The 26,689-nt window shown below is 60.8% G+C and carries 26 protein-coding genes, 1 pseudogene and 1 riboswitch; of the genes and pseudogenes, 15 read left to right on the forward strand and 12 right to left on the reverse strand.

The genetic code is table 11. The annotated features are described in order from the left end of the window. Positions 1-135 precede the first annotated feature (135 nt). The 3 genes from E2K80_RS16265 to E2K80_RS16275 all read left to right on the forward strand — a co-directional run bounded on the left by E2K80_RS16265 (position 136) and on the right by E2K80_RS16275 (position 3,610). Entirely contained in the window at positions 136-909 is a 774-nt protein-coding gene (locus E2K80_RS16265) for a DUF6478 family protein (RefSeq protein WP_135375950.1), read from the forward strand. A gap of 16 nt (positions 910-925) precedes the next feature. Continuing rightward, entirely contained in the window at positions 926-1,291 is a 366-nt protein-coding gene (locus tag E2K80_RS16270) for a hypothetical protein (RefSeq protein WP_135375951.1), read from the forward strand. A gap of 285 nt (positions 1,292-1,576) precedes the next feature. Further along, complete coding sequence (locus E2K80_RS16275) at positions 1,577-3,610, forward strand: NADPH-dependent 2,4-dienoyl-CoA reductase (protein ID WP_135375952.1); 2,034 nt, start codon at positions 1,577-1,579, stop codon at positions 3,608-3,610. Positions 3,611-3,653: 43 nt separating this feature from the next. Here the strand turns inward: E2K80_RS16275 and E2K80_RS16280 are convergent, their stop codons facing one another. Together E2K80_RS16280 and E2K80_RS16285 are read right to left on the reverse strand one after the other, a co-directional pair. Then, entirely contained in the window at positions 3,654-3,938 is a 285-nt protein-coding gene (locus tag E2K80_RS16280; protein ID WP_135375953.1) for an SCP2 sterol-binding domain-containing protein, read from the reverse strand. A 75-nt stretch (positions 3,939-4,013) separates the two neighbouring features. Continuing rightward, positions 4,014-5,233 (reverse strand): annotated as a pseudogene (locus E2K80_RS16285) (argininosuccinate synthase). 80 nt (positions 5,234-5,313) lie between these two features. Here E2K80_RS16285 and E2K80_RS16290 point away from each other — a divergent pair. Together E2K80_RS16290 and ilvA are read left to right on the forward strand one after the other, a co-directional pair. Beyond that, positions 5,314-6,066, forward strand: coding sequence for a hypothetical protein (locus E2K80_RS16290; RefSeq protein ID WP_135375954.1), 753 nt, complete (start codon positions 5,314-5,316; stop codon positions 6,064-6,066). Positions 6,067-6,115: 49 nt separating this feature from the next. Further along, positions 6,116-7,363, forward strand: a complete 1,248-nt coding sequence (gene ilvA / locus E2K80_RS16295; protein ID WP_135375955.1) for a threonine ammonia-lyase IlvA — start codon at positions 6,116-6,118, stop codon at positions 7,361-7,363. A gap of 8 nt (positions 7,364-7,371) precedes the next feature. Here the strand turns inward: ilvA and E2K80_RS16300 are convergent, their stop codons facing one another. Further along, a complete protein-coding gene (locus E2K80_RS16300; RefSeq protein ID WP_135375956.1) occupies positions 7,372-7,698 on the reverse strand; it encodes an Hpt domain-containing protein in 327 nt (108 codons plus the stop codon). 180 nt (positions 7,699-7,878) lie between these two features. Here E2K80_RS16300 and E2K80_RS16305 point away from each other — a divergent pair, with 180 nt between their 5' ends. Continuing rightward, positions 7,879-9,213 (forward strand): PP2C family protein-serine/threonine phosphatase, encoded by a 1,335-nt coding sequence (locus tag E2K80_RS16305; protein ID WP_238475565.1) that lies wholly within the window; start codon positions 7,879-7,881, stop codon positions 9,211-9,213. On the opposite strand, the gene E2K80_RS16310 is transcribed toward E2K80_RS16305, so the two are convergent. From E2K80_RS16310 to secA, 3 genes are all read right to left on the reverse strand, one after another. Beyond that, entirely contained in the window at positions 9,182-10,666 is a 1,485-nt protein-coding gene (locus E2K80_RS16310; protein WP_338014553.1) for a phosphate ABC transporter substrate-binding/OmpA family protein, read from the reverse strand. The genes E2K80_RS16305 and E2K80_RS16310 overlap by 32 nt on opposite strands. Before the next feature lie 100 nt (positions 10,667-10,766). Next, positions 10,767-11,828, reverse strand: coding sequence for a hypothetical protein (locus E2K80_RS16315; protein ID WP_135375958.1), 1,062 nt, complete (start codon positions 11,826-11,828; stop codon positions 10,767-10,769). Between the two features lie 186 nt (positions 11,829-12,014). Continuing rightward, positions 12,015-14,726, reverse strand: coding sequence for a preprotein translocase subunit SecA (gene secA, locus E2K80_RS16320; protein ID WP_135375959.1), 2,712 nt, complete (start codon positions 14,724-14,726; stop codon positions 12,015-12,017). Positions 14,727-14,944: 218 nt separating this feature from the next. Here secA and E2K80_RS16325 point away from each other — a divergent pair, with 218 nt between their 5' ends. From E2K80_RS16325 to E2K80_RS19835, 4 genes are all read left to right on the forward strand, one after another. Next, the gene (locus tag E2K80_RS16325) at positions 14,945-15,778 is read left to right on the forward strand and encodes a peptidylprolyl isomerase (RefSeq protein ID WP_135375960.1); all 834 of its coding nucleotides are present in this window, start codon (positions 14,945-14,947) and stop codon (positions 15,776-15,778) included. A gap of 9 nt (positions 15,779-15,787) precedes the next feature. Further along, complete coding sequence (gene argJ, locus E2K80_RS16330) at positions 15,788-17,053, forward strand: bifunctional glutamate N-acetyltransferase/amino-acid acetyltransferase ArgJ (RefSeq protein ID WP_135375961.1); 1,266 nt, start codon at positions 15,788-15,790, stop codon at positions 17,051-17,053. Continuing rightward, entirely contained in the window at positions 17,050-17,448 is a 399-nt protein-coding gene (locus E2K80_RS16335) for a (deoxy)nucleoside triphosphate pyrophosphohydrolase (RefSeq protein ID WP_135375962.1), read from the forward strand. The genes argJ and E2K80_RS16335 overlap by 4 nt, the downstream gene beginning before the upstream one ends. A 126-nt stretch (positions 17,449-17,574) precedes the next feature. Beyond that, positions 17,575-17,709 (forward strand): hypothetical protein, encoded by a 135-nt coding sequence (locus E2K80_RS19835; RefSeq protein ID WP_274379280.1) that lies wholly within the window; start codon positions 17,575-17,577, stop codon positions 17,707-17,709. Between the two features lie 83 nt (positions 17,710-17,792). Here E2K80_RS19835 and E2K80_RS16340 read toward each other — a convergent pair whose 3' ends face one another. From E2K80_RS16340 to thiB, 3 genes are read right to left on the reverse strand one after another with little or no spacing between them, the layout of a single operon-like run. Next, complete coding sequence (locus E2K80_RS16340; RefSeq protein ID WP_135375963.1) at positions 17,793-18,485, reverse strand: thiamine ABC transporter ATP-binding protein; 693 nt, start codon at positions 18,483-18,485, stop codon at positions 17,793-17,795. After that, positions 18,472-20,034 carry a thiamine/thiamine pyrophosphate ABC transporter permease ThiP gene (locus E2K80_RS16345; protein WP_135375964.1) on the reverse strand — a complete coding sequence of 521 codons (1,563 nt, stop codon included), beginning with the start codon at positions 20,032-20,034 and terminating at the stop codon, positions 18,472-18,474. The genes E2K80_RS16340 and E2K80_RS16345 overlap by 14 nt, the downstream gene beginning before the upstream one ends. Continuing rightward, the gene (gene thiB, locus E2K80_RS16350; protein WP_135375965.1) at positions 20,010-20,996 is read right to left on the reverse strand and encodes a thiamine ABC transporter substrate binding subunit; all 987 of its coding nucleotides are present in this window, start codon (positions 20,994-20,996) and stop codon (positions 20,010-20,012) included. Before thiB ends, E2K80_RS16345 begins: the two co-directional genes overlap by 25 nt. A 40-nt stretch (positions 20,997-21,036) precedes the next feature. Continuing rightward, positions 21,037-21,135, reverse strand: a riboswitch (TPP riboswitch). 151 nt (positions 21,136-21,286) lie between these two features. On the opposite strand from thiB, the gene aroC reads away from it, so the two are divergent. Then, complete coding sequence (aroC, locus tag E2K80_RS16355) at positions 21,287-22,387, forward strand: chorismate synthase (protein WP_135375966.1); 1,101 nt, start codon at positions 21,287-21,289, stop codon at positions 22,385-22,387. Positions 22,388-22,595: 208 nt separating this feature from the next. Here the strand turns inward: aroC and E2K80_RS16360 are convergent, their stop codons facing one another. Continuing rightward, positions 22,596-23,015: a winged helix-turn-helix transcriptional regulator gene (locus E2K80_RS16360; protein ID WP_135375967.1), complete on the reverse strand. Its 420-nt coding sequence runs from the start codon at positions 23,013-23,015 to the stop codon at positions 22,596-22,598. A 103-nt stretch (positions 23,016-23,118) separates the two neighbouring features. On the opposite strand from E2K80_RS16360, the gene E2K80_RS16365 reads away from it, so the two are divergent. From E2K80_RS16365 to E2K80_RS16380, 4 genes are all read left to right on the forward strand, one after another. Continuing rightward, entirely contained in the window at positions 23,119-23,595 is a 477-nt protein-coding gene (locus E2K80_RS16365) for an SRPBCC family protein (RefSeq protein ID WP_168193224.1), read from the forward strand. 314 nt (positions 23,596-23,909) lie between these two features. Next, a complete protein-coding gene (locus tag E2K80_RS19210) occupies positions 23,910-24,080 on the forward strand; it encodes a hypothetical protein (protein ID WP_168193225.1) in 171 nt (56 codons plus the stop codon). A gap of 31 nt (positions 24,081-24,111) precedes the next feature. Next, positions 24,112-24,492 (forward strand): hypothetical protein, encoded by a 381-nt coding sequence (locus E2K80_RS16375; protein WP_135375970.1) that lies wholly within the window; start codon positions 24,112-24,114, stop codon positions 24,490-24,492. A 352-nt stretch (positions 24,493-24,844) separates the two neighbouring features. Beyond that, positions 24,845-25,558 (forward strand): hypothetical protein, encoded by a 714-nt coding sequence (locus tag E2K80_RS16380; RefSeq protein WP_135375971.1) that lies wholly within the window; start codon positions 24,845-24,847, stop codon positions 25,556-25,558. On the opposite strand, the gene E2K80_RS16385 is transcribed toward E2K80_RS16380, so the two are convergent. Both E2K80_RS16385 and E2K80_RS16390 read right to left on the reverse strand, forming a co-directional pair. Continuing rightward, positions 25,555-25,962 (reverse strand): thioredoxin family protein, encoded by a 408-nt coding sequence (locus E2K80_RS16385; protein ID WP_135375972.1) that lies wholly within the window; start codon positions 25,960-25,962, stop codon positions 25,555-25,557. The two genes, E2K80_RS16380 and E2K80_RS16385, sit on opposite strands and share 4 nt — an antisense overlap. Before the next feature lie 13 nt (positions 25,963-25,975). Beyond that, positions 25,976-26,689 carry a cytochrome c biogenesis CcdA family protein gene (locus tag E2K80_RS16390; RefSeq protein ID WP_135375973.1) on the reverse strand — a complete coding sequence of 238 codons (714 nt, stop codon included), beginning with the start codon at positions 26,687-26,689 and terminating at the stop codon, positions 25,976-25,978.

Here is a 26,689-nt window from a genome sequence, read left to right on the forward strand (position 1 = left end):
TATTTTCTATTTGTATGAATTCGGAATGCATCGAAAACCGAAGTCTTTCGATGCAAAACAAACGTAAACTGCGATAGGTAGGATCGGCGATCCGGTGATAAAAAATCGGATCGGGCCGGGTGAGGGGGCAACAGCATGCTGGGACAAGGGTTCGGTTTTCTGGAACGGCGCAGCCTGGCAAGGGCTCTGCGGCGCTGGACCGAGGTTTCGGATCACGCGAAAACCATGCCGGCGGCAGAGCTGAAGGCGGCCCAAAGCCAGTTGGCCGTGATGCGCCATCAGCTTGATCGCGCGCGGCAGGCCACAACTGCGGCCCTGCTGGCGTCTGGCACGGGCGCGGACGGAATTGACCGGCCGCATCAATGTGACTGGGCCTACCGGCCCGGGCCCTGGGTGACACCGATTGTGCCTTCGGGCGCGGTTTCGGTGCCGTCGCCCGCGGATCTGGGTGGCGGTGTGAAGCTGTTTCATGACGCGGAAAAATCAGAACTGTCCTATCGCCAGATCCGCAATGCCCGGCCCGGGGTTTCAGCGCCGTTCGGGATTGTTCTGGATGTGTACCGTTTTGACGGTTCTTTCCTGTCGGTGGTTCAGGACCTGCCCGCAGAGGCGGTCAACGGTCTTACCCGAGGGCATTTCCTGAAAGTCAGTTTGCAGATGGCGGTGGAAAGCCCGCTGGAGATTTATGCCCGGCTGAACATTCAGCACGGGCCCAATTGTGAACAGGTGGTGCGGCAATTCGATGTCAAAGGTGATAGTGCCGTGGCAGAGTTTGATCTGGCCTATACCAAGATCAATGAAAACCGGCTGGAAAAGATGTGGCTGGATCTGATTTTCGAGGGACCACAGATGAATCAGGTGACGATACGGGACATGACGGTCAGCCGTGCGCCCAGGGCAGAGTTGTGAAAGGTCGGGGCAGATGGTGACATTGACACGAACCCGGCTGCATGGCGGGCGTTATGAGGGGATACTGACCGCGACCGATATGCCGCCGGTGATCGAGGTGGTCCATCTGGATCATGTGATCGGCACCGTTGAACTGGGCGCCGGGGACGGGAAAAATCGGTTTCAGGTCGGGTTTGACCTGCCCGGATGGGTGTTGAGCGATGGGGTACAGGTGATCAGCCTGCGCAGCGCGGCGGATGGGGAGGTTCTGGACCGGATCACGGTTCTGGCCGGATCTGTGCTGGACGAGGATATACGGGCCGAGATTGCGCTGCTGCGGGATGAGCTTGACCTGCTGAAGCGCGCCTTTCGTCGCCATTGCACCGAAACCGGCGAGGATTGACCCCCTCACCCATATCGAGCGCCTGCGGCGCCTGTGTTTTTGATTGCGCCGCCTTCGGCGTCGCGATGCCTCCGGCGGGCGTATTTTTGACAAGAAGAAGGATATGGCGTTTTCCGGTGACATTGTGTCAGAATGCGCGGCCTCGGGGTCAGCAAAGAGCTGATTTCAAACGTGAATTCCGATACATGCTGTGTCAATGAAACCGCAAAACGCTTTATGTGACGCCGCGTTGGGCGTGACAGGGGCCGGGCCTGTCCGTTAGCTGGTGTCCGGGAGGATTTTCTGATGGCACAGGCGCGATATCCGCATTTGCTGGCCCCGCTGGATCTGGGGTTTTGTACCCTGAAGAACCGGGTGCTTATGGGCTCGATGCATACCGGTCTGGAAGAGACGAAGGACTGGCCGCGGGTGGCGGAGTTTTATGCCGAGCGGGCGCGCGGTGGCGTGGCGCTGATTGTCACCGGCGGGATGGCCCCGAACCCTGAGGGCGGTGTGTTTCCCGGCGCGGCGGGGCTGTATTCGGATCAGGATATTGCCAATCACCGGGTGGTGACCGATGCGGTGCATCAGGCCGGTGGCCGGATCGCGATGCAGATCCTGCATGCGGGGCGTTATGCCTACAGCCCGGATTGTGTGGCGCCGTCAGCGGTGAAATCCCCGATCTCGCCCTTTCCGCCGAAAGCGCTGGATGAGGCGGGCATCGAAAAGCAGATCGCCGATATCGTGACCGCCGCCGCCCGGGCGCAGGCGGCCGGGTATGATGGTGTCGAGATCATGGGGTCGGAAGGATATTTCCTGAACCAGTTTCTGGTGACCCATACCAATAAGCGCGATGACCGCTGGGGCGGTTCTTATGAGAACCGGATGCGCCTGCCGGTGGAGGTGGTGCGCCGGGTGCGGGCGGCCGTGGGGCCGGAGTTTATCCTGATCTACCGGTTGAGCATGATCGACCTGATCCCCGAAGGCTCAAGTTTCGACGAGGTGGTGCAACTGGCGCAGGCGGTGGAGGCGGCGGGTGCGACGATACTCAATACCGGGATCGGCTGGCATGAAGCGCGGATACCGACAATTGCAACCTCGGTGCCGCGTCGGGGGTTTGCCTGGGTGACCCGGAAGCTGATGGGCAGGGTCGGCATTCCGCTTATCACCTCGAACCGGATCAACATGCCCGATGTGGCCGAGGATGTGCTGGCCGGGGGTTGCGCCGATATGATCTCGATGGCGCGGCCTTTTCTGGCGGATGCGGATTTCGTGGCCAAGGCCGCAGCGGGCCGGGCGGATGAGATTGCCCCCTGCATCGCCTGCAATCAGGCCTGTCTTGATCACACGTTCAGCGGCAAGCTGACCACTTGTCTGGTGAACCCGCGTGCCTGCCATGAAACGGTGCTGCGCTATGAACCGGTGAAGGCGACCAAGCGGATCGCGGTGGTCGGCGCCGGGGCCGCCGGGCTGTCAACTGCGATGGTCGCTGCGGAGCGGGGCCATCAGGTGATTTTGTTCGATAAGGCGGATCGGGTCGGCGGGCAGCTGAACATGGCCAAAGAAATTCCCGGGAAAGAAGAATTCAAGGGTCTGACCCGCTGGTTCGAGACTGCTATTGCAAAGCGTGATGTCGATCTGCGGCTGGGGCAGACAGTTTCGGTTGAGGATCTGTCGGGTTTTGATGAGGTGGTGGTGGCCACCGGTGTCCTGCCGCGCGACCCGGGTATTCCGGGGCAGGACGGGCCCAATGTGTTGAGCTATGTGGATGTGCTGGCGGGCAAGGCAGATGTCGGTCCCCGCGTTGCGATTATCGGCGCGGGCGGCATCGGGTTCGATGTGGCGGAATTTCTGGTGCATGACGGGGAAAGCCCGACGGAGATGCCTGCGCTTTGGCGGAAGGAATGGGGGGTCAGCGACCCGGAAACAGACCGGGGCGGTCTGGCGCCCGGGGGTCCGCAACCGGAACCTGCTGCGCGCGCGGTCACCTTGTTACAGCGCAAGGCGGAGAAGCCGGGCAAGCGATTGGGCAAGACCACCGGCTGGATTCATCGCGCTGCGTTGAAGATGAAGAATGTCGAGATGGTGACCGGCGTGAATTATGAGCGCATTGATGCGGCTGGGCTGCATGTAAGCTTTGGCGAGGCGCGCGAAGCTCCGGCCCTGATTGAAGCGGATACGGTGGTGTTGTGCGCGGGGCAGGTGCCTGAAAGGTCGCTGGCCGATCTGCTGGAGGCCCGGGGCGTGGCGGTGCATGTGATCGGTGGCGCGGATGTGGCCGCAGAGCTGGATGCCAAACGCGCGATTGATCAGGGTGCGCGTCTGGCGGCAGTGCTTTAACGGGCAGGTGCCTGGCCCTTGCCTGCCGGGTTTCGCAAAATGCTTACCCCAGAAGCTGGCCCATCTTCATCGCCACGCCCATATCGCCTGAGATTTTCAGCTTGCCCATCATCGCGCCGGTTGCCGGGTTAAGCGAGCCATCCAGCAGTTTTGTCAGGTTTTCCGTTGAGATCGCGATGGTGCAGTCGGTGTCCTGATCCTCGGTCGTGACCTGACCGTCGCTCAGAACAATCACCCCGTCGGTGCCGCAATCGAACTTCAACGACCCGTCAAAGCTTTTGCCCTCAAGGCTTGTCTGAATCTCTGCAGCCATCTGTTCCAGCGCCATGTGCGTTCCCTTAAATGAAAATTGGTCTGTGGGTCAGGTTATCGATTAAACTATGGCAACTTTTTCAAAGTGAAACTAGCCCTTTAGGCGCTGATCCCGCGCTGCGATCAGTTTCAGGCGCAGGGCGTTCAGCTGGATGAAACCAGCGGCGTCTTTCTGGTCATAGGCGCCGGCATCATCCTCGAAGGTCACATGGGCCTCGGAATAGAGGCTGTGATCAGACCAGCGGCCAATGGTGCGGGCCAGACCCTTGTAAAGTTTCAGCCGCACGGTGCCGGTGACATGGGCCTGGGAATGATCGATTGCCGCCTGCAGCATCTCGCGTTCGGGCGAGAACCAGAACCCGTTATAGATCAGCTCTGCATAGCGCGGCATCAACTCATCCTTCAGATGCGCAGCCCCCCGGTCCAGCGTGATGGATTCGATGCCGCGATGGGCCTCAAGCAGGATGGTGCCGCCGGGGGTTTCATAGATGCCGCGGGATTTCATGCCGACAAAGCGGCCCTCCACCAGATCAAGACGGCCAATACCATGTTTGCCACCCGTCTCGTTCAGCCGGGTGAGGATGGTGGCGGGCGACATCGCCTCGCCATTGATCGAGACCGCATCGCCCTTTTCAAAGCCGATTTCGATGTATTCGGGTGTGTCGGGGGCGTCTTCGGGATGGGTTGTGCGCTGATAGACATAATCGGGGGCCTCACTGGCCGGGTCTTCCAGAACCTTGCCTTCGGAGGAGGTGTGCAGAAGGTTCGCATCCACGCTGAACGGCGCCTCGCCGCGTTTGTCCCTGGCGATGGGAATCTGGTTTTTCTCGGCAAAGTCGATGAGCTTCGTGCGGCTGGACAGATCCCATTCGCGCCAGGGGGCGATCACCTTGACATCGGGGTTCAGCGCATAGGCGGCCAGTTCGAACCGCACCTGATCATTGCCCTTGCCGGTTGCGCCATGGGCGACAGCATCGGCGCCTTCGACGGCTGCAATCTCGACCAGACGTTTTGAGATCAGGGGCCGCGCGATGGAGGTGCCAAGCAGGTACAACCCCTCATAAAGCGCATTGGCGCGGAACATGGGAAAGACGAAATCGCGGGTGAATTCCTCGCGCAGATCCTCGATATAGATTGCCGATGCGCCCATCATCTCGGCCTTTTTGCGGGCTGGTTCCAATTCTTCCCCTGACCCAGATCGGCGGTGAAGGTCACTACCTCGCAGCCATATTCGGTTTGCAGCCATTTCAGAATGATCGAGGTATCGAGGCCGCCGGAATAGGCAAGGACGACTTTCTTGGGGGCGGACATGGTGGCTCCGTCAGGTTTGTGTTGACCGCTGGGCGGATAACGGGTTTTCAGAGATGGGGCAAGCCAAGCGGAGGCAAGTTATGGATTACGGATATCAATTACTGCGTCATGTGGTGCAACAGGTGTTTGGAAATCTGGGGCAGGCGGCACGACTGACTTTGTTTCTGGTTCTGGTGCCGGCGATATTTCTGCTTCTGACAAATGAAGCTCTGTTTATCCAGGGTGCAATATCCATGCAGAACAACGCCCTGGAAATAAACTGGTCCTTCGCGTTTCTGGGGCTGATCGGCAGTGTTGTCGCCTGGTGTTGGGCGGCCGTCGGATGGCACCGGTTTGTCCTGCTTGAGGAATATGGCGGCGGGATTGTTCCCCAATGGCGGGGGTCGCAGATCTGGGCCTATTTTGTCAGCGCGCTTGTTGTGTCGCTGGTGGTCATTGCGGCGGGTGTTGTTCTTGGCTTTGGGATCGGCATTATCGGCAGTTTGCTTCCGATCCGCGGGCTGCTTGTGTTCATGGGGATCGGGATGATCACCGCCTTGATGTGGATCTCGACACGGGTCGGGTTGATCCTGCCGGCTGCGGCGGTTGGTGCGAAACTGCGTATCCGTGAAAGCTGGGCTGCCACAAGGCCGGTTTCGGGGCAGATATTGCTGCCCATCATTGTGGTGGCGATTGTCGGGGCGATCGTGTCGCAACTGATTGTGCTGCTTCTGGGCGTGGGGTTTGTGCCCGCGCTGATCGGAACGCTGGTGTCCTGGCTGCAACTTCTGGTGAACCTTGCGCTGATGACAACACTTTACGGCAACCTGATTGAGGGCCGCGCGCTGAACTGACCGGGCTTCGGCGCTGGACAGTCGCGGCGTTTCGGGGCAGGGCGAAGGCATGACTGATTTTGCCAAGAACGCCCGCAGCGCCGCAAAGGCCATGCGCGCCCTGTTTCCCCCTACGCCCTTGCAGCGCAATGTACATCTGTCCGACCGGTTCGGCGCCGATATCTGGCTGAAACGCGAGGACCTGACACCGGTCAGATCCTACAAGATCAGGGGGGCGTTCAACGCCATGGGCAAGGCCCTGGCGGCGATGCCTGATCAGCGGCGGTTCGTCTGTGCCAGCGCTGGCAACCATGCCCAGGGCGTGGCCTTTGTGTGCCAGCATTTCGGGGTTGAGGGCGTGGTGTTCATGCCGGTGACCACACCGAAACAGAAGATCGACAAGACCCGCGCTTTTGGGGGCGGGGCTGTTACGATTACGCTGGTTGGGGACTTCTTTGATGAAACACTGGCCGCCGCCCAGACCTATTGCCTTGAACATGGCGCGCATTTCCTGTCGCCTTTTGACGATGCCCATGTGATCGAGGGTCAGGCCTCGGTCGCGCTGGAGGTTCTTGATGAAATGGGCAGCGCCCCTGATCACATGATCCTGCCGGTGGGCGGCGGCGGATTGTCCTCTGGCGTGATCCGCTATTTTGATGCGGTCGGGGCAGGCACAGCCCTGACACTGGTTGAGCCAGAGGGCGGCCCCAGCCTGACCGCCGCGCTGGCGGCGGGAGAACCGACAAGTGTTCCTATCACCGATACTTTCGTGGATGGCGCGGCGGTGGCCCGGATCGGAGAGCAGCCCTTTGACGTGTTGCGCCATACCGACCCTGCGCATGTGTTGCTGGCCCCGGAAAACCGGATTTGCGTGACCATCGGCGAGATGCTGAATGTCGAGGGGATCGTGCTGGAACCTGCCGGTGCCCTGGCGATAGATGTGCTGGAAAGCTTAAGTGATGTGTTGCGCGGTAAAACCGTGGTCTGCGTCACCTCGGGCGGCAATTTCGATTTTGAACGTCTGCCCGAGGTCAAGGAACGGGCGATGAACTGGCAGGGATTGAAGAAATATTTCATCCTGCGTCTGCCGCAACGGCCCGGCGCGCTGAAAGATTTTCTGGATCTTCTGGGCCCCGAGGACAACATCACCCGGTTTGAGTATCTGAAAAAAAGCTCCCGCAATTTCGGGTCGGTCCTGATCGGTATTGAAACCACCCATGCGGACACATTCGAGGGTCTGTTTGAACGGGTTCTGGCGCGCGGTTTCGATTTCCGGGATGTCACCAATGATGAAATTCTGGCCGGCTTCCTGATCTGACCGGATGTTCAGATGGTTTCGGGCCTGTCGGACAGAATACTGGCAATCGCCGCCAGAGAGGCCTCATATGTTTTGACCAGCGCGGGAATATCGACCGGTTTGCTCGCACAAATCCTCTGTTCGGCTGTGGCGCAACAGGTGACGAACCCGGTCAGACCAAGATTTGCCGCGCTGCCGCGCAGGAAATGCAGATCATCCTGAGTAACCGCCAAGGGGTTGCGGATCAGATGATCCATCGCGCCGCGCATCTCTTCAACAAACAGGTCTGCCACCTCAGTAAAGCCTTCCTCGCCGATTTCTGAACGGAGATCGGCCAGCCTGTTCAAGTCGATCATGATAATCCTCTGCCATGCGCCGAAATGTCTGGCCAGGGTCAGGGATGGCCATGGATCAAGGGTAAAGGCCCGAGGTTAACCGCAGGTGTCTGCGCCCGTGCCCGAATTGCTCGGATTTTTCCTTTCACCCCTCGTTAAACCCTTCGTGCAAGGACCGTGGAAACGAGGATCAGACCTGAAGTGTCAGACAGATATATTCCCCCCGATACCCGGGCCAGAACCGTCCTGTCGCCCTGCGATGTGAAACCGGCGCGAAACCGGGAACGCGTCATTGTGCTGGATGACAGCCGCGCGCAGCGACGGTTGTTATGTGATCTGCTGACGCGGTGGGGCCATGAGGTTCTGCCCTGCGAAGACCCGAACACCGCGCTTGATCTGTTGTCCGACCCGACAATTGCGATGGTGGTCAGCGATTGGGTGATGCCGGATATGGATGGCCCGGAATTTTGTCGCCGGGTCCGGGCCATGGCACGCGAAAGCTATGCCTATATCCTGCTGCTCACCTCCAGGCGTGACAAGACCGCGATTGCCACCGGTCTGGAGGCTGGTGCAGATGATTTCCTGACCAAGCCGGTGAACGGTCATGAGCTGCGCGCGCGCATTCATGCAGGTGAACGGATCGTCGCCATGCAACGGGAACTGGTGGACAAGAATGATATCGTCACCGCCACCCTGTCAGAGATCAGCGCCTTGTACGATGCGCTGGATCGCGATCTGCTGGAGGCGAAGAAACTGCAAGCCTCTCTGCTGAATGAGACCGTGCGGGAGTTTGAAACGGCGACCGCGTCGTTTCTTCTGCGGTCCAGCGGTCATGTGGGGGGTGATCTGGTGGGGTATGTTCCGGTCTCTCAGCATCAGATTGCACTGTTTTCGCTGGATGTCGCGGGCCATGGTATAACCTCGGCACTGATTACGGCGCGATTGGCCGCCTGGTTAACAGCCGCCTCTGCGGAACAGAATATCACCATGGCCTGGCAGGAAGATGGCCGGTATTGCCCCCTGGCCCCGCATCTGGTGGCAGAGCGGTTGAACCGCCTGATGCTGGAAGAGGTGCAGACGGATCATTATTTCACGCTTTGCCTGGTGATGCTGGATTTGCAGACCGGCAAGATGTCGATGGTACAGGCGGGCCATCCGCACCCGGCCCTGCAACATGCCGATGGGCGTATTGATTTTCTGGGGCAGGGTGGCATGCCGGTCGGCCTGTTGGCGGATGCGGCATATGAAACGATCGAGGTGCAGCTGACGCCCGGTGACCGGCTGTTGATGTATTCGGATGGCGTGACCGAATGCCCCGGCCCCGATGGGACGATGCTGGAAGAGAAAGGGCTGTTGCAGATGCTCAGCCGTGGCGAGGGGATGAGCGGAGCAGAGTTTTTGGAGAAGCTGGTAAGTGAGTTGAAAGGCCATGCCAACGGCCCGGACCTGCCGGATGATATCTCGGCCGTGATGCTGGAATATACCGGGTCCGGGACAGGTGCCGCTATTCCAGCCAGACCTCGACACGGCGGTTGACCGCGCGGCCCCAGTCGGTGTCGTCACAGGCCATGGGCATCGCCTCCCCAAACGCGTCAACGCGCAGTTGCAGGCGGTTAAGATCGGCGGCGCTGGCGGCCTCGATAATGGCGCTGCGCACGGTTTCGGCACGGCCACGGGCCAGACGCAGATTGGTGGCGGCATCACCTGCGCCATCTGAAAACCCCACAAAGACCAGCTGCCGCCCGTCGAACTGCCCTTGCTCTATCGCACGGGCAAGCCGCGAGACGGAGCTGCGCGATTGCGTATCCAGATCGGCGGTTCCGGCAGCAAAGCGGAAACTGGGTGACAGGCGCTGGCTGTCGCTGATCCGCGCCGCGAGCCGTTGCAGCTCGGGCAGGGTGATTTCGTCGCCTGTCACGGCGATGGCATTGGCCAGCCGATTGCCCTGGCTGGCCGCAGGTATCGGCAGGATCGACTGGGTTACAAACCCCGCACGGCGGATCGTCCGTTCTGCGGCCCGGCTTTCGAAGAACGACAGGAATTCGCGCACCAGTTGTGGCAGGCGCCGGGCCGGCGTGTAGACAAGAAGCGGCGCGGTCAGCGGGTAATCTTCGGCCTTCAGGCTGGCGGGCGTGGCGGTCTGGCTGAACCCGCAGATCCCGCCAAGGGCAAGCGCGCGGGCATTGTCGATGGCAGAAAAGGAGGTGATGCCGATCGCATAGGGATCGCGGGCAACAGCGCTGGCCAGATCATGCGGGTCCATATGGCGTATGATATCGGGACCAGGGTCCAGACCTGCGGGAAGCAGAACCCGGTTGGCAAAGCCCTGCGCCAGACCCGAGCCTGCCTGCATCAGATGCAGCGCAATGGGCGCGTCACCGCCGCCCAGATCGGCCCAGTTGATAATCTCCCCCGCAAAGACGCGGGCCAGATCGGGCAGTGCGATGCCACGAATGGGGTTTTCGGGCGAGACCACCGCCACCAGCCCGTCCAACCCCAGCACGCGGGCGCGTTGGGGCTGGCCCAGATTGCCCAGATCGGCCAGGTCCGCCGCATCGCGTTCCACCGGCGAGGGTTGGCGCAAAGCCAGCGCCAGGTCTGCGTCACGGTTCAGCAGCGCCTCGAACGCCTGATCGGTGGTGCCGGGGATGAGGGTGAACCGCGCCGCAACCGTGTCGTCGGACCGACGGGTCAGGGTGAAGGTGGAGTGCCCGTTCGCCCCCAGCGCGCGGGCAACATCCATCCCGCGATCACGGGCAAAAGCCTGGATCAGGGCAGGCATCAGCCGGTCGGCGATCACCGCCGCACCGGCAAACCGGGCCTCGGCCACAAAGCTTTCCAGATCGGGGCATCCCGGCCCGACACAAGACACACCCTGCGCCGAGACGGTCAGCGGCCCATAGATCGTATCAACCCGGTAAAACTCCCCGTCAAAACCGATCAGCGCGCCATCAAGTTCAATCGCACCATCAAGCGACCGCAGGGTCACATCCTGCGCAGCGGCAGGAGACAGGGTCAGAAAACCGAAAAGGGCAGCTCTGACAGCCGCCCTTGGCAATATGTGCATAGGTGCCTGTGCCGGGTTGGATTCAGTTCGCGGCGAGTCTCAGGTCCTGCAGAAGATTTTGCAACACCAGATAATCACCCACCGCATCGCAATCGGGCAGGGTAAAGGTCAGTTCGGTCACTGTGGCCGGGTTTTCGGGGTCGGTTTCAATGGTGCGGGCTATGGTGGGCAAGCCGCAATTGCGGTGGGTAACCGGCGCCTCGATCAAGATGCGGACACTGCCCTCACGGGTCAGCGTGTCGCGGGGAAAGGTATAAATCTCGGCCATCATCGGCGCTTCCACCCCATCGTTTCCAAGCCGGGTGACAAAGCCGCCGGTGCCGGTTTCGGCGCGGGCGATACTGCCGGTATTTCCGGCCCAGATATGGCCGGGCTCCCCGTAATCGGCGCCAAATTCCAGGGCATGCAATTCCAGATCGCGGGCGTCTTCCCAGGCGACAGCGACACGGTCGTACTCTGCCAGATCCGGCACGGTGACCCGCGCGGTTTGTGCCACCTCGCCCATGCGGATGGTGAAGAAAGCGGGGGTTTCAAAGACCGGAATATCGGTGGTCAGAAGGCCCATGGCATCCGTGGCCTCGGTCAGGGTCAGGCCGGAATGTTCGATCACGATCCGGGCGGCAGGCTGACACGGGTCCATGATATCAAGCGCGACCATTGCGGCGGGTTCCGCGCTGGCGGTGACGGTCAGCCCGCAAGGCAGGCCGAAGGCGCTGACGTTTTGGGTATCGGTTGCGGTCAGGGGGGTATCAGATGTGCTGGCCATCCGGTCCGACAGGGCGCTGCCGGGTTGCGGCAGGTCGGGCTGCATCAACACGGCGTCGGGCGTATCGGGCAGGGGCGGTATATGTGTCGGGGTGACAGGCGCGTCTGCCACCGATGCAGGCAAGGGCATCATATCAGGTGCGGTATCCGATGTCCCGGAAGGGCTGGAGGGTTGAGAGATCGCAACGGCCTGTCGGGCAGGGGTCGCTTGCTCATCGCCGGAGATGACCGGAACCAGCCCCGCCTGAACGGCAAAAAATCCGCCTGCGACGGTCATCAGGCCCATAGCGGCCAGTCGAATGATTTGGCGGTTCGGCATATTGCTCTCCATCGCATATGTAGCGGCGGAGCCTTGGGGTGGATTGGGGCAATATTGGGGTAAGATCGGCCGGATGCCGTGGACAGCCTGCCCACTGTGGCACAATTGCCGCGGAGTATCCTGATAAACGCAGGCGCCATATGCCCGATTTGCAGCCGGTGACAGGCGTCAGGCCACCCGGCTGTTTCAGGCCAGTCGCCCGTGGCAATGTTTGAACTTCTTGCCTGATCCGCAGGGGCAGGGGTCGTTCCGGCCCGGGTTGCCCCAGGTGCCGGGGTCATCCTCGACAAACCCTTCCACCAGCGGTGTGGTTGCCGGGGCGCCGGTTGTTGCCGCTTCGGCCGCTTTGGTCACGGCCTGCTGTTGCGCCTGCTGCTGGGCCTGCAACTGCTTGATCAACTGTTCCTGCTGTTCCGGGGTCAGCGGCTGAATTTTCGAGAGTTTCTCGGTCACTTCCGAGCGCAGGCTGTCAAGCATGCTTTCGAACAGCTGGAAGCTTTCGGTCTTGTATTCGTTCAGCGGATCGCGCTGGGCATAGCCGCGAAAGCCCACGACCGACCGCAGATGTTCCAGTGTCAGCAGATGTTCCCGCCATTTGCCGTCAATGGTCTGCAACAGCACCTGTTTCTCGATATTGCGCATCTGATCGGGGCCGAACTGCACGGCTTTCTGCGCCATATACTCATCGGCGGAGCGTTCCAGACGTTCGCGGATATCCTCGTCATCCACGCCTTCCTCGGCGGCCCAGTCCGCAACTGCGGCATCGACGCCCAGTTTCTCGCGTATCTCCTGTTGCAGGCCATCTGTATCCCATTGATCGGCATAGGATTTGGGCGGCATATGGATATGGACCAGATCGTCGATCACCTGATGGCGCATATCGCGGGTGACCTCGTTGATGTCATCGGCGCCCATAATCTCCATGCGCTGTTCAAAGATCGCCTTGCGCTGGTCATTCATCACATCGTCGAATTTCAGCAGCTGCTTGCGAATGTCAAAATTGCGGCCTTCAACCTTTGCCTGTGCCTTTTCCAGCGATTTGTTGACCCAGGGGTGCACAATCGCCTCCCCCTCTTTCATGCCCAGGGTCGACAGCATCTTGTCCAGCCGGTCGGACCCGAAGATGCGCATCAGATCGTCTTCGAGGCTGAGAAAGAAGGAGGACCGCCCCGGGTCGCCCTGACGGCCGGACCGGCCGCGCAACTGGTTGTCGATGCGCCGGGATTCGTGGCGTTCCGTGGCCAGAACATAGAGGCCGCCCGCGGCTTTCACCGCCTCTTCATCCGCGGCATGTTCCGCCTCGATCCGGGTGCGCACGTCATCGGGGTTGGCATCCGGGTTGGCGGCCAGCGCCTCCATCACCTTGAACTCGACATTGCCGCCCAGTTTGATGTCGGTGCCGCGCCCGGCCATGTTGGTGGCGATGGTGATCGCGCCCAGCTTGCCCGCATCGGCGATGATCTGCGCCTCCTGCTCATGCTGGCGCGCGTTCAGCACGTTATGGGGCAAACCCGCCGTTTTCAGCAGGTTGCTCAACATCTCGGATTTCTCGATCGAGGTTGTGCCGACCAGCACGGGCTGGCCCTTGTCATGGGCGGTGCGGATTTCGTCAACGATGGCGGCGTATTTTTCTGTGCCTGTGCGATAGACCTGATCATGTTCATCTGCGCGGGCAATGGGGCGGTTGGTGGGCACTTCAACCACACCCAGCCCATAGATCGAGGCAAATTCCTCGGCCTCGGTGGCCGCTGTGCCGGTCATGCCCGCCAGCGTGCCGTAAAGGCGGAAATAGTTCTGGAAGGTGACCGAGGCCATGGTGATGTTTTCGGGCTGGATTTTCGCGCCTTCCTTGGCTTCGATCGCCTGATGCAGACCATCGGACAGGCGGCGGCCCGGCATCATCCGGCCGGTGAATTCATCGACCAGCACCACCTCGCCGCCGCGCACGATATAATCCTTGTCCTTCTGAAACGCCTTATGGGCGCGCAGGGCATTGGTGATATGATGCACGATGGTTGTGCTTTCCGGGTCATAAAGGCTTTGGCCCTCGGGCAGGATACCCTCGGCCAGCAGGCGTTCTTCCAGAAAATCATTGCCCTCATCGGTGAAGGTCACGCCCCGGGTCTTTTCGTCGAATGTATAATGATCATCGGCGATTTCGGGGATCAGGGTGTTGATTGTCACATAAAGCTCGGACCGGTCTTCGGACGGGCCCGAGATGATCAGCGGCGTGCGCGCCTCGTCGATCAGGATCGAATCCACCTCATCGACAATCGCGAAATTGTGACCGCGCTGCGCCATATCGGCAAGATTGGCGCGCATGTTGTCGCGCAGATAGTCGAACCCAAGCTCATTATTGGTCGCATAGGTGATGTCGGCGGCATAGGCGTCGCGTTTTTCGGCATCGGGCTGGCGCGGATAGACCACACCGGTGGACAGGCCAAGCGCGGTATAGACCTTGCCCATCCATTCCGCGTCGCGCTTGGCAAGGTAATCATTGACCGTCACGATATGCACGCCCTTGCCGGTCAGCGCGTTCAGATAGGCGGGGAAGGTGGCGACAAGGGTTTTTCCCTCGCCGGTTTTCATCTCGGCGATATTGCCCTGATGCAGGAAAAGCCCGCCCATCAACTGCGTGTCAAAGGCGTGCAGGCCCAAGGCCCGGTGCGCGGCTTCACGACAATTTGCAAAGGCTTCGGGCAGAAGATCGTTCAGCGCCTCGCCATTCTGGGCGCGGTTGCGCAATTCGGCGGTTTTCGCAACAATTTCCGTGTCGGTCAGTTTTTCAAATTCTGGCCCCAGGGCGTTGATCTGTTCGATCACAGGCCGCGCCGATTTCACTTTGCGATCGTTTGGCGTTCCAAAGACCTTCTTCGCGATGGTTCCAAACCCGAGCATACTTTCAAACGCCTTTTCCTGCGGGGCCATCAGCGGTATTCCCCGGTTGATCAGTTCATGTGTCGCATGCGACTTGTTTGGCCCATCGCAGCGGCCTAGATACGGCTGCAAGACCGGCAGGCCCGAATTCAAACCCGTCAGGGACATAAGGGGCTGCCGGATATGTGTCAACGCGACCTGCGTGTTATCGTGTTGGTCGAAAAAAAGGACTTCTGATTATGAAACGTTTTCTTGCTGGTGCCACAATGGCGGCCCTTCTGGCTGTTCCGGCACAGGCCCAGGATGCAGACACTGTTCTGGCCACTGTGAACGGCACCGAGATTACCCTTGGCCATCTGATTGCGATGCAGGCGCTTTTGCCCGATCAATATCGCCAACTGCCCGATCAGACGCTGTTTGAGGGCATGCTGGAACAATTGGTACAGCAAGAGGTTCTGGCAGGTCAGGCGCAGGAAATCATGACCGAGCGCATGACCCTTGGTCTGGAAAATGAGGAACGCGCGTTTCTGGCAGCGGCGATGATGGATGATGTCGCCATGGCCGAGTTGAGCGAGGAAGAGCTTCAGGCCGAATATGACCGGGTATACGGGTCTGCCGAACCGGCGCAGGAATATAACGCGTCGCATATTCTGGTCGAAACCGAAGCGGAAGCGCAGGCCCTGGTTGAAGAGCTTGAAGGCGGTGCCGATTTCGCCGAACTGGCGCAACAGCATTCCACCGGTCCGTCGGGCCCCAATGGCGGGCTGCTTGGCTGGTTCACCGCCGGTATGATGGTCCCCAGTTTTGAAGAGGCTGTTTTTACGCTGGAAGAAGGGGAGATTTCGGCCCCTGTTGAAACGCAGTTCGGCTGGCATGTCATTCTGCTCAATGAAAGCCGGTTGCAGGATGCGCCCGCGCTGGACGATGTGCGCGCCGAACTCACGCAGGAGCTGCGCCGCGCCCGGGTTGATGCCCGCGTGGCAGAGCTGACCTCGGAGGCTGAGATCGACCGGTCCGATCTGGAAGGGTTTGATATGAGCCTGATCCGCGATATGGACCTGCTGACCAATTAAGCAGGTTCGATGAGCAGCGATACAGACTCAACGCCAGCGGTGTCGCCGCTGGCCCCCAAAAATGGCTTTCCGCCCCTGCCCCAGATCGCCGGTGTGCGGTTTGCGGCTGTGGCTGCGGGTGTGAAATACAAGGCCCGCACCGATGTGATGCTGGCCGAGATTGCGCCGGGCGCCTCGGTTGCGGGGGTTTTCACCCGGTCGGCCACACGGTCCGCCCCGGTCCGCGATTGCGAGGCGAAACTGGCCGCCCTTGGCATCAGCGGGGCGGGGTTTGCCATTCTGGTCAATTCCGGCAATGCCAACGCCTTTACCGGGGCTGCGGGCGAGGCCACGGTGCAGACGGTCTGCGCCCGGCTCGCCGGGGTCATGGGCCTGCCCCCGGCCCATGTCTTCACCGCCTCGACCGGGGTGATCGGAGAACCGCTGCCGCCTGAAAAGATCACCGATGCGATTGCGGCGCTGAACGACACGCTGTCGCCAGACGGTGCCGAGGCGGCGGCGCGGGCGATCATGACCACCGACACATTCGCCAAGGGTGCGGCGGCCACAGCGCAGATCGGTGACACGCAGGTCAGCCTTGCGGGGTTTGCCAAAGGGTCAGGCATGATCGCGCCGGATATGGCGACGATGCTGGGCTATATCTTCACCGATGCGGCAATTGATCAGCCGGTGCTTCAGGCGATGTTGCAGGATCTGACCGGGCGCAGCTTCAACGCGATCACCGTGGATAGCGATACCTCCACCTCGGACACGGTGATGTGTGTCGCAACCGGTGCGGCAGGCCACGCGCGGATCACATCCGCTGACAGTGCCGATGCCAGGGCATTTGCAGCCGCGCTTGAGGCGGTAATGAAAGACCTTGCCCTGCAAATCGTCCGCGACGGCGAAGGGGCAACCAAACTGGTCGAGGTGCAGGTGACCGGGGCCGACAGCACCGATGATGCGCAAAAGGTTGCGCGCGCCATTGCGAACTCTCCGCTGGTCAAGACCGCAATCGCGGGGGAAGACCCGAACTGGGGCCGTGTGGTCATGGCGGTCGGGAAATCCGGCGCAGAGGCGGATCGGGACCTTTTAAGCATCCGCTTCGGGGATATTCCGGTGGCTGAGAACGGATGGGTCGCGCCGGGCTATCATGAACAAGCCGGGGCCGCCTATATGAAAGCCCAGGAATTGCTGATCGCGGTTGATCTGGGTCTTGGCAGCGGCCATGCCACGGTCTGGACCTGTGATCTGACCCATGGCTATATCACCATCAATGCGGATTACCGGTCGTGAAGACCGTGCTTGTCTCTGCCGTTGCGCTGATCGACCCGGAGGGCCGGGTGCTGCTGGCGCAACGCCCCGAAGGCAAATCCATGGCCGGTCTGTGGGAATTTCCCGGCGGCAAGGTCGAACCGGGGGAAACGCCCGAGGTCGCGCTGATCCGGGAATTGAAGGAAGAACTGGGCATCGACACCTGGGCCAGTTGCCTGGCCCCCCTGACCTTCGCCAGCCACAGCTATGACGCGTTTCATCTTCTGATGCCGCTTTTCGTTTGCCGGAAATGGCAGGGTATTCCGGCCCCGCGGGAGGAGCAGGTGCTCAAATGGGTCCGCCCGAACGCGTTGCGTGACTACCCAATGCCCGCCGCAGACATCCCCCTGATCCCGATATTGCGCGATTGGCTCTGACCTGCATCGGCAGGTTTTCGCTTCATGCACATAATTTAGGCTGTTTTTTCCGGAACGCCCCCGATTTGGGGCTGTTTTTTAAAAATTTTGCCATAAGCTTCTTTTGTAAACAGCCAAATTGGGGAAATGACTGTGTTAAAGACAATCACATTGGGGACATGTGTCTCGGTACAGGGCACCTTCGTTCGGGCGCTTGAAAACGGCAAGGTTGTGGTGCGTGTGGGCGACCGGATGTTTACCGGGCAACCCGTCACCGCCTGACCATTTCAGGGTTTCATACCTGTAGAATTCCCTGTCGCACGCCTGCGTGCGGCATGGGGCATTTACCCGGCATATGATTTCTATCAGGTAAGCCAGGGCTGAAGCGGCGGCGGCGGGTCGGAAAGAAGCGTGGATGTCGGCCCCTGCATCAGGATTTTGCCACCTTCCATCAGACACAGATCCGTACAAAGGCCCTGCACATCGCGCAGATCATGGGTGACCATCACCAGTGTCAGCCCGGTCTGGTCACACAGCATCGCCACCAGCGCCAGCATGTCCCGCCGCAACCCCGGGTCCAGCGCGGAAAACGGTTCATCCATCAGGGCAAGCGGCCTGTCTCTCAACAGCATCCGCGCCAATGCCACCCGCGATTGCTGCCCCCCTGAAAGCGCGGCAGGCATGCGCCTTTCCATGCCACCCATCCCGACCTGTGCCAGGCTTTCGCCCACGCGCGATTTCTGATCCGCATCCAGACGCAGATCACTGCCAAGCCCCAAGGCAACATTGTCGAACACATTGAGATGCGGGAACAGATTGCCATCCTGAAACAGAATGCTCAGCGGTCGGTCGGCCACCCGCGCGCGGCTTCGGTTTTTCCCGGCGATCATGATGTTGCCTGCATCCGGCAGAACAAAACCGGCAATCAGATTCAGCAGGGTCGATTTCCCGCTGCCCGAAGCCCCGAGGATCGCCAGCCGGCGCCCGCGCGCCAATGACAGATCGGCCTTAAGCGTGAAGCCGCCAAGCCGGGTGATTGTCTTTTCAAGATGCAGCACGCAAACGCCCCCCGCGATCAAACGCCCAGAACAGGGCCAAGCTGAGGCACAGCAGCAGCAGGGCCGCCCCTTGCGCATCATCGGTGCGGTATGATCCCATCAGCCGGTACATCTCCAGCGGCAGCGTCCCCTGCGCGGGGGAGGAAAACAGCGCAATCACACCCAGATCGCCCATCGACAGTGCAGCGGCCAGCCCGGCCCCGAAGCCAAGCGGCCCGCGGACACGCGGCAGGATCGCATGGCGCAGCCGGTTGAACCCGCCGAGACCAAGGGAATCCGCCAGCCGCCCTTGCGAGGTTTCGGCCTCTTGCAGGGCTGGTATCAGGGCGCGGAGCAGAAACGGCAGGCTCATCATCGCATTGACCAGACCGGTGATCGGCAGCGCCAGAGAGACCGGGTTGGCCACAGGCTGCAGGATCAAAAACGCGCCGGTGCCGATCACCAGCGGCGAGACCGCAATGCTCAGGGCGCCGATCATCTCCAGCCCGGTACGGGCGCGCCGCGCCATCAGGGCGGCCATCGGAAACGCCAAAGCAACCGCCAAAGCGGCAGAGGATATTGCCAGACCAAGGGATCGCAACGCGGCCTCCCAGACCGATACGGGCACCCCGGTAACAGCCATCAACCCTTTGCCCACAAGCGCCGCCAGCGGCAGCAGAAGGAACAGGGCCGCCACTGTGATCGCCAGCGCATCACTGGCCCGGCCGCGGGTTGCAAAAGCCTCCCACCGCATCGGCGGGCGGTCCAGACCGGTGCCGATCACGCGCGGCACCGCAACACGCAGAACCAGAAGCCCGGCGACGGCACAGATCGCAACCTGCACAAGCCCCAGCATCGCGGCCCGGCCCAGGTCAAAGTCAAACCGGAATGCCTGATAGATCGCCAGTTCCACCGTTGTGGCATTCGGCCCGCCGCCAAGCGTCAGTGCCACGGCAAAACTGGTGGTGCAGATCAGAAAGATCACCAGAAACGCACCCGGTGCCGTGGCGCGCAGCATCGGCCATTCGAAATGCCGGGCAATATCGCGCGGCGTGAACCCCAGGGATGCGGCCAGCCGGGCCCGTTCTGCCGGGATCGCCAGCCAGCCTTGCAGGAACAGGCGCACCGCCAGCGGCAGGTTGAAGAAGATATGGGCCAGAACCAGGCCATGCAGGCCGTAGATCTCGATCGGGGGCAGGCCGATCAGACCCAGGGCCTGGCTGATCCAGCCATTGCGCCCGAACACCGCCAGCAATCCGAACACCGCCACGATGACCGGCAGAATGAAAGGCGCGCCCATCAGGGTGACCAGCAGGCGTCGCCCCGGAAACACCCGCCGGGCCAGAGCGCGGGCAACGGGGATGGCCAAGCCCACGCTCAACACTGCCGACAGCAGGGCCTGAAGCAGCGTGAAGCGGATCGCGGACCAGTCGGCTGCGCCAAGCTGCGCGCCCGCCTCTGCCCTCAAAGCAACGGCGACAAGCGGCCCCAGTATCGCCAGGGCGACCCCGGCGGCGACAAACCCGCCGAGCGCGTGTAACAGCGTTACTGGCTGAGCGCGGTCAGCCATATGTCCAATGCCTCAGCCCGGGTTGCGGCGGCGGTGGCCGGGTCGAACAACAAGGCCCGGTCAGGTGTCATCAGGGTCTCAAACCCCTCTGGCAGGTGATCAGCGGGCAGGGCAGCCGGGTACATCCAGTTCGTGGTGGGAATCACCGCCTGAAACGGCTCTGTCAGCATGAAGGCCAGAAAATCACGCGCCAGATCGGGCTGATCGCTGTTTGCCAGTAGTCCGGCCACTTCAACCTGCAGATAATGACCCTCTTCAAAGGCGGCGGCGGCCTTGCTGTCATCCTCCTCGGCAATCAGGTGATAGGCGGGTGAGGTGGTGTAGGACAGGACCATATCCGCCTCCCCTTCCAGAAACAGGTCATAGGCGGTGGACCAGCCGGGCGTGACTGTCACGACATTGTCGGCCAAGCCTTCCCAGATCCCGGCAGCGGCATCGCCATAGGCGGCAGAAACCCACATCAGCAGGCCAAGACCGGGGGTGGAAGAGCGCGGGTCCTGTATCACGATCCGGGCGTCACTTGCCGCAAGCTCTGTGAAACTGCCCGGCACATCGGTCATGTCCGTGTTGTAGACAAAGGCGAAATACCCCCAGTCAAACGGCAGAAAAACTTGATCCTCCCAACCCACAGGCAGGTCAAGTTCCGGCACGGTGATGCCGTGGGGCGCAAACAGGCCGGTCTGCTCTGCCGCATCCATCAGATTGGTGTCGAGGCCAAGAACCACATCCGCATCAGAATGGGCGCCTTCCAGCCGGATACGTGCCAGAAGTGCGGCGCCATCTCCGGCACCGGTGAATTGCAGGTCGCAATCGCAGGTTTCCTCGAACGCCGCCTCGATCAGCGGGCCGGGGCCCCAATCGGCGACAAAGCTGTCATAGGTGTAAATCGACAAAACGGGTGTTTCTGCCGCAGCCGATGCTGCGATCAGGGAAAACGCCGTTGCCATGATGGTGTGTCTCATCTCACGCCTCCATTGCGACGGGCGAAGTAAGGGTGAGACCCGGGTGGTCTTTTGCCTTCCCTCCGCCGGTCCTAACCGGTTCAGGTTCTACGGGTTCGCATCATGCATCTCAGGCCATTGGCCACCCCGAGGTAGGCACAGGCCTATCCCCGCACGGCGGGGGTCGCAAGGTGAAACTTGTACGATCTGAAAACTAGTTTAGCACTAAACTAGTTTTCAGAGACCTGTCGCCTCTTGGCATTTATGCCATTGGCGGCTAACCCGGCCCTGCAATCAAAGGCAGTCTTTCCATGTCGCTCAACACATTCGGCCATCTGTTCCGTGTCACCACCTGGGGTGAAAGCCACGGGCCCGCCCTTGGCGCCACCGTCGATGGCTGCCCGCCCGGCGTGCCCATCGCCGCCGCGGACCTGCAACACTGGCTGGACCGGCGCAAACCGGGGCAGAACAAATACACCACCCAACGGCGGGAAGCCGATGAGGTGGAAATCCTGTCGGGCGTCTATGAGGGCCACAGCACCGGCACCCCGATCCAGTTGATGATCCGCAACACCGATCAGCGTTCGAAAGACTATGGCGATATCGCTGAAAAATTCCGGCCCGGCCATGCGGATATCACCTATTGGCAGAAATACGGTATCCGTGACCCGCGTGGTGGCGGCCGGTCTTCGGCGCGGGAGACAGCGGCGCGGGTGGCTGCGGGCGGTGTGGCCCGGGCGGCGCTGACCCGTCTTCTGCCGGAGCTGAAGATCACCGGCTATATGGTGCAGATGGGGCCACATGCGATTGACCGGGCCAATATCGACCTGACCCGGATCGAGGAAAACCCGTTCTGGACACCGGATGCGGATGCCGCGCGGGACTGGGCCAGCTATCTGGATGGTTTGCGGAAATCCGGCGACAGCACCGGCGCTGTGATCGAATTGCTGGCCAGCGGCGTGCCCGCCGGTCTGGGCGCCCCGATCTATGGCAAGCTTGACACCGATCTGGCGGCGGCCTGCATGTCGATCAACGCGGTGAAAGCGGTCGAGATCGGCGAGGGCATGGGCGCCGCCGCGCTGACCGGCAGCGCCAATGCGGATGAGATCACCATGGGGCCAGACGGCCCTGTCTACAGCTCGAACCACGCAGGCGGCATTCTGGGCGGGATTTCCACCGGTCAGGATCTGGTGGTGCGGTTCGCGGTCAAACCGACCTCAAGCATTCTGACCCCGCGCAAGACCATCACCAAATCGGGCACGGCAACCGAGATCGTGACCAAAGGACGCCATGACCCCTGCGTCGGTATCCGCGCCGTCCCCGTGGGCGAGGCGATGATGGCCTGCGTTCTTCTGGACCATCTGCTGCTCCATCGTGGGCAGATGGGCGATGCGGGCGGCAAGATCGGCTGACGGCATGGATTTAAAGCACCCTGCCTTAAACTTGAATCACAAATACCCTGCCACGCTTCGCGTTCCCGGGACATTTGTGATGCGTGATGTCTCAGGTTTAAGGCAGCATGCTGTAATCTGCACCACCGATCATCAAAATTCGGATTCGAGATCAGTAGCTTGCTGACCCGGAGGCAGAGAATTTGAATCAGATTAAACGAGTTCTGCTCTACTGTCGGTTGTTCGGCATCTCAAGAATGTCTTCATGCGCCCCGGTTGCACCCCATCTGACGATCTCGGACAGGATTGGAAGCAGGGCCTTGCCACGCGGGGCCAGGGAGTATTCCACTTTCTTCGGCACGACCGGATATGCCTTGCGGTGAAGCAATCCGCGTTCGGTCATGTCCTTCAACTCGCGGCTGAGGATGCGCGGGGTTATCGGCTTTCCCAGACCGCCTTTCACCAACGACCGGCCGATCTCGCCAAAACGCAGCGGACCACGATGCAGAACGCAAAGGATGTGCAGCTTATAGCGCCCACCCAGGATCTTGTTGAACGCGATGGCCGGGCAGAGCGTGATATGGCGCATATCGAGGCCAGTCAGGAGCGAAACCTCTGGGCCTTGATGGGTGTCATTGTCCAGCGCCATCAGAAATCTCCATACTATCGTTTTTGTCCGTATTTACGACATCGTACTATGAGATATAGCCTGTCATCAATGGTGAAAAAGGAGACCAGACATGACAGACACAATGACCGACAGTCGCGTGTATAAGGTGACCGCCATAACGGACCCGGAAACGGGTGATGTCGAAGCCTCTGCGGTTTTCGACACCACGTCGGAAAGACTGTTCCATGCGCTCACCACAAAGGAAATCTGCAACTGGTGGGTCCGGCCCGGGGTATTCAATACCCAGGAATGGACCGGCGATATCCGCGAAGGCGGTCGCTGGGGTGCGGCGGGTGTGGGTGGTGGACAACCCTACCAGCTTGAAGGTGAATTCCTTACTATAGATAAGCCGCGCAAGCTCACCCTTTCCTGGAAGCCTGTAGGGGCACCTGTCGAACCTGCCACGCTGATCTGCGATCTTGAACCGCAGGTCAGTGGTGTATGCCTGACCTTGCGCCATACCGGTCTGCCAAATGCGGAGATTTGCGAGAAGACGCGCGCAGGTTGGGAGACAAGCCTTGTCCGGCTTCAGGAGATCATCGCCGCCGAGAAGAGCTGACCCTCCCAATGGCCTAAGATGAAGCCCTTGCGGCCCGTGTCCGAAACGCTTTGTCGGGCGTTGGCGATCTGCGGGAACAGAAGATGATGGGCGCGCTGTGCATCATGGTCGGGGGCAACATATGGTGTGATGTCACCGGGAATGCCTTGATGGTCAGAGTCGGCCGCGACAGCAGCGGGGCGGCGAAATTCCGCTTCTTGAATCGGGCAGGGGATGCCGTGTTATGTGGCTATAGGACGCGGGTTTTGGTACAAACTGCACGTGAGATGATTTTGCGCATCTGGTGACGGCCTGTCAGCTATCGGAGCAGAAACATGACGATCGGCGTATTTGTGGCCATCGGTGTCGGCATTGGAACCGCACTTGGCGCAGCCTTTGGAAACATCGGTATTGGAGTAGCACTTGGTGCCGGACTTGGGGCGGCGGCAGGCGCGTTCTTTGATGAACGCTCTTCCAGCGGTGACGATGAAGATCCTCTCCCATGATACGCCTCGCAAACCCTGATCGCGCGTTGCCATGCAAGGCGAGTTAGCATTTACTGTCACATACTATTTGCTTCCGGGCGCAGTCTTGTACCTGGCTGTCACCCTGCCGGCAGACAAGCGGATATGGCTGAGTTTGGCAGGAGCGGCTTTGGCCATTTCAGGCTGGTACATCTATCAGACACTCTTTGACCAGCCGAGCAGAGTACATGTGGATCTGGGACCGGGCTTCAGGATGATGACCTATATCACTCTGTTTAGCTCTGCCCTTATCGGCCTGACGATGCAGGCAACAGGCAAGGCGAAATGGTTGCGTTCAATTCATTGGTCCTGCCTGCCAATCTCTGCGATCCCGGCAACCGTCATTTCCCTTGCCCTGGGGGCGGGCTTTTCGTTCCTGGCGGGCTCGCTTTGATGGGTTGCGAACTCAATGGGACCACCGATTCGATCACTACGCCTGCGCGGAACGAACGATCTGGCTGAATCAATCGCCGGTCGTAAACTCTGTCAGCTCGTCGGACCCGAGACTGACACGTATCGTCTGCCCGGCGTGTGTGGATGTCATCATGATCGCGGTTTCTGGCCCGGGCGGTGATTTCGGCGGCACGCCCGGCGACTGATTTCTGAGCAATCTCCTAACAGTTCATCCCTAATACGCGCACGGTTTCCATTTGGGAAACAGTGCGCGTAAAGAGTCATCATCCTGCCTTTATTTGGCCACATTTAGGCGAAATGCGTCGAAATTGGGGAAATTTAAAGGATGTCTTATGCAAATCTGGAAAGGTATTTTGCATCGCACAGGTATTGCATCGGTGGATTGGTCTTTGGCCATTGCCGGTCTGGCGATGCTGAGCATCGCGACGGCGGCTGCGATCAAGCTGGGGCTTGGCAGTGCGGATGCGGCCAGCGCCTGGAGGTTGAGCGGCCTGCCGGTTCTCGATCTCGGCGACAGGCTGATCTCGGCAGAGGATTTTGAGCGGGGCGCCCCCGGATGGCAGGGCGGCAGGATTGATGACAGCGCTGCGGGTTTCGGCGGAATACTGGGCAGGTTCGGCGGCGAGACGGTGTCAAAAACCTATGCTCTGGATGTCGGCCATTCCCATACGATCATCACTTTCGACCTGCATGCCATAGATGATTGGGCTCTGGAGGAGGTGATTATCTACGCCAATGGCAGAGCAATAGCCCGGCAGAGTTTTTCGACCCGGCCGGAACTGGCCGCCGCGCAATCTCTGGTGCTGGAAGGGGTAAGGGATGTGCATATCGACATCACCATGCAGCCCGAAACCCATGGGGAGCGCGGCTTTGCCAGCGGCGGGGCCGCGAATGAAGACCAGAGCGTGCAGGTCCGCCTGATCGCGGAAACCACGGGAGAGACATTTCGCCTCGGAATCGGGTCAACCCTGTCTGGCGATATCGCCGGGGCCAGTTGGGCAATTGACAATCTGAGGGTCATTGCAACCGATCTGCCGCCGCCCTAGGCCAGCGCCAGATCAAGAAGCCCCGCAATGTCATCCGGCCGCGTCTGGGCCACAATTCGGCCCAATTCCGCGTCACCACGCAGCAGCACCAGCGTTGACCGGCGCGGGATTTCCAGCCGCTCTGTGATTTCGGCGGTGCGATACTGGTCCCAGTCCACCCGGATGAAGGTAATGGCCTCTCCATAGGCCGGGTTATCATCACGCAACTGTTCGATCACCCGGGCCTGTGTGCGGCAGGTGGAACACCAATGGGCAGAAAAATCCAGCAGGATGGTTTCGCCTGCGGCCAGTCGCTCCTCGGCCAGACCGGGGGTATAGTCCAGCGTCGTGGCCTCGGCCCGGGCCAGACCCGGCAGCATGACACTGGCCGCGGCGCCAAGGATCAGTACATCTCGACGGTTCATTGATAGATCTCCTTCACAAAGCCACCGACAGGTCTTGCAACCAATACGGCATGATATCCAACAGCCAGCCTTCCACGATATGGTGCCATTGCAGCAATATCGCGACACCGACAAAGATGAAGGCCACACCCAGAACCGGCTTGGCGCCTGACGCGATCCGCCGCATCAGCGCCTGGCGTTTCTGCAGCACCGATCGCGCGCCATAGCCAAGCGCCACAATCACCAGCCCGATCCCAAGCGCAAAGCCCAGCATGATGATCCCGGCGCGCAGCAGGCTTTCCCCCTGACTGGCCATGGAAATGGCACCGCCAAGGGTGGGCCCGACGCAGGGCGACCAGACCGCGCCCAGCAACATGCCGCCCAGAAACTGGCCCTGCCAGCCCTGCCGGTCAATCTGATCCATCCCCGCATCGGCGCGGGCGGACAGGCCGGCGGTGGCGGTGGCAAAGCTTTCGGAAAACCGCGGCACCAGCATGATGATACCAAAGCCGATCATCATCACGGCACCTGCGCGCGCAACCGTATCCACGGTCAGCCCCACCAGATGCCCCGCGGCGGTCACTGTCAGGCCAAGGGCGACAAAGGTCAGGCCCATGCCAGCGGCCAAAGCCAAAGGCCCCCACCGGCTGGCCTGCAGGGCACTGGCCAGAACGATGGGCAGAACCGGCAGCACACAGGGGTTGATCAGTGTCAGCAGGCCCGCCCCGAAGGCGAAGAGAATGTCCAT

It is taken from the genome of Rhodophyticola sp. CCM32, from assembly GCF_004751985.1.
Classification (GTDB): Bacteria; Pseudomonadota; Alphaproteobacteria; order Rhodobacterales; family Rhodobacteraceae; genus Rhodophyticola.